The organism is Methylobacterium sp. P1-11, assembly GCF_008329595.1.
In the GTDB taxonomy this organism is placed as follows: domain Bacteria; phylum Pseudomonadota; class Alphaproteobacteria; order Rhizobiales; family Beijerinckiaceae; genus Methylobacterium.
The window spans coordinates 71,688-84,729 of record NZ_NPKS01000015.1; the positions used below are offsets into that span (position 1 = coordinate 71,688).

At 69.7% G+C, this 13,042-nt stretch carries 8 protein-coding genes; 6 read left to right on the forward strand and 2 right to left on the reverse strand.

Going from position 1 to position 13,042, the window contains the following annotated elements; translation table 11 throughout:
* Nucleotide 1: 1 nt before the first annotated feature.
* Nucleotides 2-4,846 (reverse strand): NAD-glutamate dehydrogenase, encoded by a 4,845-nt coding sequence (locus tag CIW48_RS16595; protein WP_149311758.1) that lies wholly within the window; start codon nt 4,844-4,846, stop codon nt 2-4.
* Between the two features lie 159 nt (nt 4,847-5,005).
* Here CIW48_RS16595 and CIW48_RS16600 point away from each other — a divergent pair, with 159 nt between their 5' ends.
* From CIW48_RS16600 to CIW48_RS16615, 4 genes are all read left to right on the forward strand, one after another.
* Complete coding sequence (locus CIW48_RS16600) at nt 5,006-5,422, forward strand: MarR family winged helix-turn-helix transcriptional regulator (RefSeq protein ID WP_091781599.1); 417 nt, start codon at nt 5,006-5,008, stop codon at nt 5,420-5,422.
* Between the two features lie 29 nt (nt 5,423-5,451).
* Nucleotides 5,452-6,738, forward strand: a complete 1,287-nt coding sequence (locus CIW48_RS16605; RefSeq protein ID WP_149311759.1) for an MFS transporter — start codon at nt 5,452-5,454, stop codon at nt 6,736-6,738.
* Nucleotides 6,739-6,931: 193 nt separating this feature from the next.
* Complete coding sequence (locus CIW48_RS16610; protein ID WP_149311835.1) at nt 6,932-8,098, forward strand: multidrug effflux MFS transporter; 1,167 nt, start codon at nt 6,932-6,934, stop codon at nt 8,096-8,098.
* A 75-nt stretch (nt 8,099-8,173) separates the two neighbouring features.
* Complete coding sequence (locus tag CIW48_RS16615; protein ID WP_149311760.1) at nt 8,174-8,701, forward strand: DoxX family membrane protein; 528 nt, start codon at nt 8,174-8,176, stop codon at nt 8,699-8,701.
* Here the strand turns inward: CIW48_RS16615 and CIW48_RS16620 are convergent, their stop codons facing one another.
* Nucleotides 8,702-10,150 carry an MFS transporter gene (locus CIW48_RS16620; protein ID WP_149311761.1) on the reverse strand — a complete coding sequence of 483 codons (1,449 nt, stop codon included), beginning with the start codon at nt 10,148-10,150 and terminating at the stop codon, nt 8,702-8,704.
* A gap of 207 nt (nt 10,151-10,357) precedes the next feature.
* Between CIW48_RS16620 and CIW48_RS16625 the strand changes: the two genes are divergently transcribed.
* Both CIW48_RS16625 and guaB read left to right on the forward strand, forming a co-directional pair.
* On the forward strand, nt 10,358-11,248 hold the full coding sequence (locus CIW48_RS16625; RefSeq protein ID WP_091781851.1) for a DUF3313 domain-containing protein: 891 nt from the start codon (nt 10,358-10,360) through the stop codon (nt 11,246-11,248).
* Nucleotides 11,249-11,547: 299 nt separating this feature from the next.
* A complete protein-coding gene (guaB, locus tag CIW48_RS16630) occupies nt 11,548-13,041 on the forward strand; it encodes an IMP dehydrogenase (protein WP_149311762.1) in 1,494 nt (497 codons plus the stop codon).
* Nucleotide 13,042 lies beyond the last annotated feature (1 nt).

A 13,042-nucleotide genomic window follows, 5' to 3' on the forward strand; every position in this document is an offset into this window, starting at 1 on the left:
GTCAATCGGCCCGGACCAGGTCGCCCAGCAGACTCGCGGCCACCGTCGCCTTGGAGACCGTGAGGCCGGAGGCACTGATCGCGTCCACCGCTTCGCGGATCCGGGCCAGCGGGGCGCCGCGCGCCTTGATCCAGGCCTTCACCGCATCGGGCCCGGCGCCGAGATCCGCCACCACCTCGGCGGTCAGCTTCCGGTGGGCGGCGGCGATGCCGGCTCCCGCGCGCTCCAGGGCGACGCGGTCGAACGTGTCGGCCACCGGCACGGTGCGCGCCGCAGCGGCGAGGTCGTCGAGACGGAAGGCGTGTTCCAGCGCGAAATGAGTCGCCGCGACCTCCTCGACCGGTCGGCCACTCGCCTCCGCGACCCGAACGATATCGGGCGCGGAGACCAAGGCGGTGAGCGAGGCGAGCCGCCGGGCCTGGGCTTTGGCCATGCCATGTCCGGTCAACTCTGCCTCCCGGCCGCCGATCGTCGTCAGGGCTTCGTCGCCGAGGACCTTGGGCAGGGCCGCCTCCACGGCCGCGATGCCGTCCCGATAGCGGGCGACCACCGGCGCGAGGCCGCCGGTCAGGTCGAGATTGCGGATGAACCACACGATCCGGTTCGTCAGCAGATCCTGCACCTCCGCATAGAGGTCGAGCTGCCCCTGGCCGGAAACGCGGCCCGCGAGCCCGTCGATGGCGAGGTTCAGCTCCATCAGGCCGAAGGCGTCGCGGGTCACCGCGTAGGCCTTGGCGATGTTCGCGGCGTCGGCCCCGGTGCCGTCGACGAGGCGGGTCACCAGCGACGGGCCGCCACGATTGACGATGATGTTGGCGAGTGCCGTGGCGATGATCTCGCGGCGCAGACGGTGCCCCTTGACGGCATCCGGGAAGCGCTCGCGCAGCGCCTTCGGGAAGTAGCGCTGCAGCTCCCGGTCGAAATACGGGTCATTCGGGACGGCGCTCTCGAGGATTGCGTCGTGCAGCGACAGTTTCGCGTAGGCGAGCAGGACGGCGTATTCCGGCCGGGTCAGCCCCTCGTTCCGCCGCATGCGCTCGGCGAGGATCCCGTCCTCCGGCAGGAACTCCACCGCCCGGTCGAGTCGGCCCTCCGCCTCCAGCGCTTGCATCGTCCGCATGGCGAAGCCGGTCTCGCCCAGCCCGCCGCGCTGGGCTAGGGAAAGGGCGAGCGTCTGGAGTTCGTTGTTGCGGAGGACCAAGCGTCCGACCTCGTCGGTCATGTCGGCGAGCAGGGCGTTGCGCGCCGCGTAGCTCAGCCGGCCATCGCGCTCCGGGATCATCAGGGCGATCTTGATGTTCACCTCGACGTCCGAAGTGTTGACTCCGGCCGAGTTGTCGATGGCGTCGGTGTTGAGGCGGACGCCCGCGCGCGCGGCCTCGACGCGCCCGCGCTGCGTGAGGCCGAGATTGGCGCCTTCGCCGACGACCTTCGCGCGCAGCTCCGGGCCGGTGATGCGCAGGGCATCGTTGGCGCGGTCGCCGGCATCCTCGTCGGTCTCGGTGGTGGCCCGAACATAGGTGCCGATGCCGCCGAACCAGAGCAGGTCGGCGGGCGCCTTCAGGATCGCCTGCATCAGCTCGGTGGGCGTCGCCTCGGACCGTTCGAAGCCCAGCGCCGACCGGATCGCCTGCGACAGTGGCACGGTCTTCAGGCTGCGCGAGAATACGCCGCCGCCCTCCGAGATCAGGCTCCGGTCGTAATCCGCCCAGGACGACCGCCCCAGATCGAACAGCCGCCGACGCTCGGCGAAGCTCGCCGCCGCATCCGGATTCGGATCAAGGAAGATGTCCCGGTGGTCGAAGGCCGCGATGAGGCGGATGCTCTCCGAGAGCAGCATGCCGTTGCCGAACACATCGCCCGACATGTCGCCCACGCCGACCGTGGTGATCGGGTCGGTCTGCACGTCGATGTCGATCTCACGGAAATGGCGGCGCACCGCCTCCCAGGCGCCGCGCGCGGTGATGCCCATGCCCTTGTGGTCGTAGCCCTGGCTGCCGCCGGACGCGAAGGCGTCGCCCAGCCAGTGGCCCTTTTCCAGCGAGAGGGCGTTGGCGATGTCCGAGAAGGTGGCGGTGCCCTTGTCGGCCGCGACCACGAGATAGGCATCGTCTGGATCGTGCCGCACCGTGTCGGGCGGGGGCACGATAGCGTTGTCGACGATGTTGTCGGTGAGTTCGAGGAGCGTGCGGATGAAGATCCGGTAGCTCTCGGTGCCCTCTTGCATCCAGGCGGCGCGATCGGAGGCCGGCGGCAGCCGCTTCGGGAAGAAGCCGCCCTTGGCGCCCACCGGCACGATCACGGCGTTCTTGACCTGCTGGGCCTTCACGAGACCGAGGATCTCGGTGCGGAAATCCTCCGGCCGGTCGGACCAGCGCAGACCGCCGCGGGCGACGTAGCCGAAGCGCAGGTGCACGCCCTCCACCCGCGGCGAATAGACGAAGATCTCGAAGAACGGCCGCGGCAACGGCATCGCTGTCACCTTCGCGCAGGCAAACTTGAAGCTGATCGTCTCCCGCGGTTGCCCGTCCGCCCCAGTCTGGAAGAAGTTGGTCCGCACCGCGGACTCGACGAGGTTGACGAACCGGCGCAGGATCCGATCGTCATCGAGGCTGGTGACCTCGGCGAGCGCCGTCTCGATACCGGCGCGGACCTGCGCCTCCCGCGCCGCTCGATCGCCGGTGACGGCCGGGTCGAACCGGGCGTCGAACAGCGCGACGATCGCGCGGGCGACCCCGGCGTGGCGGCTCAGCGTGCCGGCGAGGTAGTCCTGGCCGTAGCGGATCCGCAGCTGCCGCAGGTAGCGACCGAGCGCTCGGAGCAGGGCCGCTTGGCGCCAGGGGAGGGCGGCCTCCAGAACGAGGCGGTTGTAGCCGTCGGATTCGGCCGCACCATCCGCGATGGCGAGCATCGCGGCTTCAAGAGGTCGCTCCAGTGCTCCGAGGTCGATCGCTGCGCCGGAGGCTCGCTCGATCAGCATGTCGTGCAGCCAGATCCGGGCTGACTCCTCCGCCCCCGCCGGCGCAATCCGGTAGGTGCGTTCGTTGATGACGCGGAAGCCGAGATTTTCGAGCACCGGTACACGATCGGACAGGGCGATGGCGGTCCCGCGCGAGAACACCTTCAGGCGGACCTGCCCGTCAGCATCGCTGGGCCGGCGTCCGAGATGGACCGCTCGCGGCTGCATCTCGCCGAGGCTGTCCAGAATCGCCACGTCGGCGACGGCGACCTCAGGCTGGAAGTTGTCACGGTATGCGGCGGAGAACGCGTCGCTGTAGCGCGCGGCCAGCTGGCGCGCCCGGTCGCCGCCCTGGGTCTCGGCCAGCGCCGCCCGCAACGCGTCACCCCACGTCCGGACCAGGGCGACGATCCCGGCTTCGAGAGACGCGGGATCGTGCTCCGGGCCTCCCTGATCGGGCAGGCCGATAATGTAGTGGATCCGGGCCAGCGACCCTTCCGGATAGTCGGGATAGGCCGCGCTGAGCTCCCCGCCATAGGTCTCGGCGAGATAGCTGCCGATCCAGGTCCGCACCCCAGAATCGTAGCGGTCCTTCGGAACGTAGACGAGCAGCGAGACGAAGCGACCGAAGCGGTCCGGACGGGACAGCACGCGGACGCGCGGCCGGTCGGCGAGGGCGGCGATGGCGAGGGTGAACCGGTAGAGCCGGTCGATGTCGATCTGGAAGAGTTCGTCCCGTGGGTAGCTCTCGAGCACGGCCAGGAGGCTGCGCCCCGCATGGCTCGTCGGGTCGAGGCCTGCGCGACGGACGACGGCCTCCACCTTCCGGCGCAGGACGGGTATTTCGCGGGCCGGGCTCGTATAGGCCGAGGCGGTGAACAGCCCGACGATCCGCACCTCGCCCGACAGCTTGCCGAGGCCGGAGAACAGCTTGACGCCGACATAGTCCAGGTAGGCCGACCGATGGACCCGGGACTTCACGCTCGCCTTGGTGATGATCAGTGGCTGCGGCTCTTCCAGGAAGGCGAGGATTTCCGGCGTGTAATCCACCGGGGTGTTGCCCCGGCGCAGAGGCGTCGCGCCCGGATCGCGGAGAACGCCGAGGCTCGACCCCTCAACCAAGGGATGCGCGTCGCCGGCGATGCCGTGCTCCTGCATGCCGAGGATCAGGAACTGGCCGTCCGTCAGCCATTCGAGGAAGGCCCGCGCCTCTTCGGTTTCCGGCTGCGGCACCGGGGTCGGCGCCCGACCCAGATCCGCCGCGAGGTCGCTGAGGCGCGCCAGCATGGCGTTGTGATCGTCGCTCGCCAAGGCGACGTCCCGGTAGACCGCGTCGAGGGCGTTGAGGAGCCGCTCGCCGGTCTCGGCTGTCAAACGGTCGAGATGGATGTGGATGAAGCTCTCGCGCGCCAGACTCCCGTGCGCATCCGCGGTCGTCTCCCCGACCACCCGGATGAGCCCGCCGGCGCCGTCCCGCTCCACGCCGAGGATCGGATGCGCGACGAGCTGCGGGGCGAGGCCCTGCTCGGTCAGTTCGGCCAGGGTCGAGTCCAGCAGGAACGGACGGTTGTCATTGACGACCTCGAGAATCGTCGTCTCGCGCGCCCGTCCGTCGCGCAGGAACTCGCTGTCGCTCAGGCGCATCCGCGCCGGGTCGCCGGGGCTGCGGGGTTCTGACAGGAAGGCCCTGGCGCGGGCGGCGAGGTCTGCGAGGACCGCGGGGTCGTAGGGCGCCAGATCCTCCGGTGTCACGCGTCCGTACAGGTCGCGGACGAATCCGCCCGAACCCCCCTGCTCGGTGACGATGTCGGCGGCCGCCTCGATCAGCCCGGTGCGGGCTGTCTTCTGCTCCGAGGAGGACAACGCCGTCGCGGTCTCGAGTGTCATCGCGTTTCTCCCGAACCGGGTCACTCGCGCAAGCGATAGCACCGTGGCCGGACGTGTCGATGATGCCGCCCGCTTGTTTCCGGGCCAACGGGTGTCGATCGATGCGAACCGTCAGCTTCAGCTTGCCCCCGGGAGCATGCGTGCATATACACCTATGCCATGAGTGGTCCTCCCCCCGAGCCGTGCACCTGCTCCGCCCTGCGCCGTGCAACGCGGGCGCTGACGGCGACCTACGACGCGGCACTGAAGCCGACCGGGCTTCGCGTCACGCAATTCGCGATTCTGCGCCATCTGGATCGGCTCGGGCCGGTTCCGGTCACTCGCCTCGCCGCCGAGGCGGCGCTGGAGCGGACCACGATGGGGCGCAACCTTGATCCGCTCAAGCGGCGCGGGCTCGTATCGGTCACCCCCGGCGAGGCGGATCCGCGGGAGCGCCGCGTGTCCTTGACCGATTCCGGCCGCGCGGCGCTCGGGGCGGCGACACCCTACTGGCGCGAGGCGCAGACGCGCATCAATGCCCGGGTCGATCCCGCAACCGTCTCCGCCATGGCGGAAGCCCTGATCTCCGCCGCCTGACCGATCCGCCCCGTTTCCGGAGCCCGTCCATGACCACCCTCACCGAGACGCGCCCCGGGTCGCGCGTGCATTATGCCTGGATCGTCGTGGCGATCACCTTCGTGGTGCTGCTCGTCGGCGCCGGTGTCCGCGCCACGCCGAGCGTCCTGATCGTGCCGTGGGAGCGGGAATTCGGCTGGTCCGCCGCCACGATCAGCGTCGGGATCGCACTCAACATCTTCCTGTACGGGATGATCGGTCCCTTCGCGGTAGCGATCATCGAGCGGTTCGGCCTGCGCCGCTCGGTCTGCACGGCGCTGCTGATCCTGGCGATCGGCACAGCTGCCACCAGCCTGATGACCGCACCCTGGCAGATGGTTCTGCTCTGGGGCCTCGTCGTCGGATCCGGATCCGGGATGGTCGCCAACGTCCTCGGCGCCACCGTCGCGGGGCGCTGGTTCGCCAAGCGCCGCGGCCTCGTGCTCGGCATGCTGACGGCGAGCAGCGCCACGGGCCAGCTCGTGTTCCTGCCGATGCTGGCTTCGCTCGCGGTGGGACAGGGCTGGCGCTCCGTCTCGCTGGTGGTCGCGGCGGCGACCCTCGCTCTGATCCCGCTGGCAGCCCTGTTCCTGCGCGATCGGCCGGCGGATCTCGGCCTGCCCCGCTACGGCGAGGCGGCGGTGACGCCGACGCCGGTTCTCACTGAGAACCCCGCCGTCCGGGCGCTGCGCGGCCTGCGGGTGGGTCTGCGCTCCCGGGATTTCTGGCTGCTCGCCGGGACGTTCTTCATCTGCGGCGCCTCGACCAACGGCCTGATCGGCACCCACCTGATCCCGGCCTGCATCGACCACGGCATCGCCGAGGTCACGGCGGCCGGTCTGCTGGCGCTGATGGGCATCTGCGACCTGATCGGCACGACCGCCTCCGGCTGGCTCACCGACCGGTTCGATTCGCGCAAGCTGCTGGCTTGGTACTACGGCTTACGCGGCCTCTCGCTGATCTTCCTGCCCTATTCCTTCGACTACAGCTTCTACGGCCTGTCGCTGTTCGCGGTGTTCTACGGGCTCGACTGGATCGCCACGGTGCCGCCGACTGTCCAGCTCGCGGGCAAATCCTTCGGCGAGGAGAACGCCGCGCTGATGTTCGGCTGGATCGCGGCCGCCCACCAGATCGGCGCGGCCTCGGCGGCCTGGCTCGCCGGCACGATCCGGACCGACACCGGCACCTATCTCGGCGCCTTCGTGTCGGCGGGCCTCCTGTGCCTCGTCGCGGCGCTGATGGCGGCCTTCGTTGGCCGCAAGCCCGCCGAGCCGGTCCTGCGCCCGCTGCCGGCCTGAACTGCGCCGGGCGGGCGCGGTTGTCACAAGTGTGCCGCGAAGGACGAGCCCTGATCGGCCGATCCCAGCGCATCCCGAGAGCCCGCTTTTGACCATCGCGATCCGGCCCGTACCACCGATCCAGGAGGTCCGCACGCCGCGACCGTGGTCGGGCCCGGGCTTTGCCGAGTTCGTCGCCATCATCGCCCTGATGATGGCGGTGACGGCGATCTCCATCGACAACCTGCTACCGGCTTTCCCGGCGATCGAGGCGCGCTTCTCCGTGCCGGATCCCAACCGGCTGCAGTTCCTCGTCTACGTCTACATGATCGGCTTCGGCTTCGCGCAGATCGTCTACGGGCCGGTCTCGGACGCGCTCGGCCGAAGGCCGGTGCTGCTCGCAAGCCTCGCCGTCTACGTGGTCGGCTGCGGCCTCGCCATGGTGGCACCGAGCTTCGGCTGGCTGCTCGCCGCGCGGATCATCCAGGGTGTGGGGGCGGCCGGCGGGCGCGTGCTGTCGGTCGCGATCGTCCGCGACCGCTTCGCCGGCCGCGAGATGGCGAGCGTGATGTCGCTCACCATGATGGTGTTCCTGATCGTCCCGATGATCGCGCCCGCGATCGGCGGGATGATGCTGGCCCTCGGATCCTGGGTCTACGTCTTCGTCTCGATGCTGGTCCTGGCCTTCTGGCTGACCCTCTGGTTCTCCCTGCGGATGCCCGAGACCCTGCACCCAGAATACCGCCGGCCGCTGTCGCCGGCCGCGACCTGGGAGGCGATCCGCATGACGCTCAGGACGCGCGTCGCCATCGGCTACACCACCGCGCTCGGCCTGATGACCGGCTGCATCATGGGCTATGTGGGCTCGGCCCAGCAGGTATTCGACACCGGTCTGTACCATCTCGGCCCCCTCTTCCCTCTGGCCTTCGGGCTGGTGGCGGGTTCCATGGGCGCAGCGACGCTGATCAACGCCCGCGTCGTCCGGCGGATCGGGATGCGGGCGATGTCCCACGGCGGGATCATCGCCTTCCTCGTGGTCGCGCTGGTGCAGGTCGGCGTCGGCTTCGCCTATCAAGGCCGTCCGCCGCTGGCTCTGTTCCTGGCGCTCCTGGCGCTGAATCAGTTCTTGATGAGCTTCGCGATGCCGAACTTCAACGCGTTGGCGCTGGAGCCCCTGGGCGCCATCGCGGGCACGGCGTCGTCGTTCCTCGGCTTCTACACGACGATCCTCGGCGCCCTCTGCGGCTTCCTGATCGGGCAGGCCTTCGACGGCACGGTGCTGCCGGTGGCGATCGGCTACGCGGGTCTGGGCGGTCTGGCGCTGCTCGTGGTGGCCTGGACCGAGAGAGGCCGATTGTTCCGCGGCGGGGTGGGCGGCTGAGGCGTCGGGCTTAACGCGGTCTTCAGCGGGAAACGGTCAAGCTCCAGGCTTCAACCCAGCTGACCGGACCCGCCCATGATCGCCCGCGTCCAGGACGGAACCCTCCTCGCTGCGCGTGTGCTGCTTGCCGCCGCGCTGCTGCCCACCGGAATCGCGCGGGCGCTCAACGTATCGGGCTTCGCTCTCACGCTTGCCGGCAGCGGCATGCCCGCCCCAAACGGCGTCGCCACCGCCGCCGTGGTGGTTCAGGTGTTCGGACCGCTTGCACTGATCCTCGGCGTGCTGCCGCGCTTGACCGGCTTGGCGCTCGCCGCCTTCGCGGCCGTGACGGCCTTCGTGCTCCACCCGTTCTGGCACTTCGTCGGTCCGGCCGCGGTCGCCGAGCGCACGCTGATGCTGGCCGATCTCGGGTTGGCGGGCGGTTTCCTGATCTACGCCCTGATGGGCCCTGGCGCGTGGAGCTGGCAGGGCTGGCGGGCCGGTGTTCCGGCCCCGGCGCCGAGCGCCAAGGCCACCGCCGGAAAGGCCTCGGCGAAGGGCAACGCCGCGCGGGGCGGCGGCAAGCGTCCTACCGGACGCGCGCCTGCACGCGCGGCGGCCTGATCAGCCGTGCCGCGGCCTCATCGCGGCGGCCGGAGCCGGCGCCGCGGCGATGGTCTTGCGCCCGGAGATCTCCGCGCCGGCATCCGCCGCCAGCTTGCGGAAGCCCAGCACGGAAGCCGCGGAGATCATCGCCACGGCGAAGAAGGCCGGCCCGAAATCAGCGGCCTCGATCTGCGTCCGCCCGTGCCAGGCGGCCGTTCCCTCCAGCGCCAGCGCGCCGAGCGTGACGCCGAGGCTCAGCGACAGCTGCTGGCAGACGCTGGCGAAGCTCGTCGCCGCGCTCATCTCGCGGGATTCGAGATCGGCGTACGCGATGGCGTTGACGCAGGTGAACTGGATCGAGCGCGAGCAGCCGCCGACGAACAGCAGGGCCACCATGATCCAGTGCGAGGTCTGCGCGGTGTAGAACCCGTTGACCGCCAGAAAGAGGGAGGCGACCAGCGCGTTCCAGACCATCAGGGTCCGGAAGCCGGTGCGGCGCAGGATCTTCGGCGCCAGGGTCTTCACGAACATCGCGCCGGCCGCCGCCGCGAAGGTGATCAGTCCGGAATGCAGGGCGTCGAGGCCGAAACCGACCTGCAGCATCAAGGGCAGCAGGAACGGGATCGCGCCGGTTCCGATCCGGAACAGGCTGCCGCCGATCACCGCGACCTGGAAGGTCGGCCTCTGCATCAAGTCGAGCCGCACGATCGGGTGGGCGGCCCGCCTGGCATGCGCCCAGTAGAGCGGCAGCAGGAGCGCGCCCGCGGAGAGGCAGCCCCACGAGACGGAGCCGGGCAGCAGGTGGCGGCCCAGCGAGGCCAGACCGAGCATCAGCGCAGCGAGCCCGGTGCCGAGCAGGACGAAGCCGAGGATGTCGAGGGGCGGTCGCTCCGGCTCGCGCACATCCTCGAAATACAGGCTCGCCAGCACGATTCCGGCACATCCGATCGGCAGGTTGATGAAGAAGATCCACCGCCAGTCGAACCAGGTGGTGATCAGGCCGCCGACGGGCGGTCCCAGCACTGGGCCGACGAGGGCCGGGAAGGTCAGGTAGGCCAGCGCTGTGACCAGCTGCGATTTCGGCACGCTGCGCAGCACGACGAGGCGACCGACCGGCACCATCATGGCGCCGCCCATCCCCTGGAGGAACCGCGCGGCGACGAACCATGCCAGCCCATTGGCGGCCGCGCAGGCGAGCGAGCCGGCCATGAACACGACCAGGGCGACACGGAAAACCGTCCGCGATCCGTAGCGGTCGGCCATCCAGCCGCTCACCGGGATGAAGATTGCGAGGCTGACCAAGTAGGAGGTCAGGGCGAGCTTAAGGGCGATCGGATCCTCGTTCAGGCTCGCCGCGATGCTGGGCAGCGCCGTGGCGATCACCGTCGAATCGGTGTTCTCCATGAACAGAGCGGTGGCGACCGTCAGCGGGACGATCCAGAACGGTCTTTGAGCGGTCGCAGGCATCAGACAGCAGACGCGTGTCGCGCCGCGACGGTTGCACGGCCGTGCAGCCACCTCGCACCCTCGTGTTTCGCGATTGTATCCCTCCTGCAACAGACGTCGAACGCCTGACGGAGCCCACCTTTTTTGCGGGTGCTCCAATGGCTACGTTTCCATCACGCGTCCGTGAGGCCGCTCCAGCCGGCCCGGGGCCGGGCCCACGAGGAAATGATGCAGTCCAGCCCCAGCAAGATCCGCTCCGTGCCGCGGATCGCCGCCGGCGTCGCCCTTCTCTCGATGGTCGCCGCCTGCGGCACCGTCCTGCTCAACGACCGCGGCTCCCTCACGCGCTATGACCGGCTGAAGTCCAGCGATCAGGTCGCTTCGGCCTCGCGGATCTTTGTCGACCAGCCGGCTTTGGCGAAGGCCCGAACGGTGCGGATCATCCCGACCGCGTTCCACGCCGACGTGGCCGGAGCCGCGCCGCTGACGCCGGCCGAGCGCCGCCTCATCGCCAACGCTGCGGACCGGGCGCTCTGCTACGACCTGTCGCTGAAATACGACATCGTGACGAGCCGCGATGCCGACCTGACGGTGCGGGCGCAGGTCACCCGCGTCGATCCCACGGATCTCCTCGGCGCCGGCGCCACCATTGCGGGCTCGGCCGGCGTCACGGTGGCGTCGCAGCTCGGCCTGAGCTTCGCCGAGGGCGTCGGCCGCGTCCCGATCCCACGGGTGCCGATCGGCCTCGGCAGCCTGACCGTGGAGGCCGAGGCACTGGACCGGCGGCGCGAGCAGCGGGCCGCCATGGTCTGGGGCGGAGCGGCCAATTCCTTCACCAGCCAGCCGCGCTTCTCCCAGGCCAGCGACGCCTACGATCTCGCCGGCGAGTTCGGCCAGGATTTCGGCTACATGCTGGCGACGGGCGAGGATCCGTTCACGGCGCCCAACACGCTTCCGACCTGGGACCGTATCCGCATCACCACGCTCGGCGAGGCGCCTCTCGACCCGGATTGCGAAGCCTTCGGCCGCGCCCCCGGGATCGACGGGATGCTCGGCGATTATATCGGCCTGCCGCCCGAATATACCGACAAGGGGCCTGCCACGCCGGCGATGCGCTGAAGCGCCCTCCGCATTCCGCGTCTTCGCGAGCGCTCCTCGCCAGAGGGTCGCACCTCCCCGCGTCGTGGCGCTGCGCTCGTCACGAACGGCGAGGGACGCGTCGACCACGGGGGCCTCGGCGTCCGAGGGCGCCGTCCGGCGACCCGACCAAGCGTGGATAAGCACCGAGCCATGCACGTTTTGGCATTGCGACGCATCAACCGCGCATTGGCGCCGTCAGGGAGCCCGTGATACTGGCACTTGCCAACCCGATCCCGCAGCGCGAACCCCACGCGCCGCCGTCCGAGGAAAGTTGGCACATGGCCCGAGTAGAAACCGCATCGATCATCGAGGGCCTGACCTTCGACGATGTGCTCCTGCGGCCCGCCGCCTCCTCGGTGATGCCCACCGAGGTGAGCGTGGCCTCCCGGCTCACCCGCACGATCCCTCTGAACCTGCCGATCCTGGCTTCCGCCATGGACACGGTGACGGAAGCCCCGATGGCCATCGCCATGGCGGCCAATGGCGGCATGGGCGTCATCCACCGCAACCTGGAGCCGGCGGAGCAGGCCGAGCAGGTTCGCCTCGTCAAGAAGTACGAGTCCGGCATGGTGATGAACCCCATCACCATCCACCCCGACGAGACCTTGGCCGACGCCTTCGAGGTGATGAAGCTCAATCGCATCTCCGGGATTCCGGTGGTCGAGCGCGGCCCGAACGGCTCGCGCGGCAAGCTGGTCGGCATCCTGACCAACCGCGACGTCCGCTTCGCCACTAATTCCGCCCAGCCGGTCGCCGAGCTGATGACCCGCGACCGACTGATCACGGTCCGCGAGGGCGTGACGCAGGACGAAGCCAAGCGCCTGCTCCACCAGTTCCGGATCGAGAAGCTGCTGGTTGTCGATGACCATTACCGCTGCATCGGCCTGATCACGGTCAAGGACATCGAGAAGCGCGTCGCCTACCCGAACGCCGTCAAGGACGAGCAGGGCCGCCTGCGGGTCGCGGCCGCCACGACGACGGGCGACAGCGGCTTCGAGCGGGCCGAGCGCCTGATCGATGCCGGCTGCGACGTCATCGTGGTCGACACCGCCCACGGCCACTCGATCAAGGTGCTCGACGCCGTCGCACGGGTGAAGCAGCTCTCGAACGCCGTGCAGGTCATCGCCGGCAACGTCGCGACGCGGGACGGCGCCAAGGCGCTGATCGATGCCGGCGCCGATGCCATCAAGGTCGGCATCGGGCCGGGCTCGATCTGCACCACCCGCATCGTCGCGGGTGTCGGCGTGCCGCAGCTCACCGCCCTCATGGAGGCCGTCGAGGCAGCGGGCGAGGCCGGCATCCCGGTGATCGCCGATGGCGGCATCAAGTATTCCGGCGACCTCGCCAAGGCGATCGCCGCCGGCGCCTCCGTGGCGATGCTCGGCTCGCTTCTCGCCGGCACCGACGAGGCGCCCGGCGAGGTGTTCCTCTACCAGGGCCGCTCGTACAAATCGTACCGCGGCATGGGCTCGGTGGGCGCCATGGCCCGCGGCTCGGCCGACCGCTATTTTCAGGCCGAGGTGAACGACACCCATAAGCTCGTGCCGGAAGGGATCGAGGGTCAGGTGCCCTACAAGGGACCGGTCGGCAACGTCTTGCACCAGCTCGCCGGCGGCCTGCGTGCCGCCATGGGCTATGTCGGTGGCGCCACGATCCCCGAGTTCCAGGAGCGGGCACAGTTCATCCGCATCACCAATGCCGGCCTGCGCGAGAGCCACGTCCACGATGTGACGATCACCCGCGAGAGCCCCAACTATCCGTCGCGGACCTGAG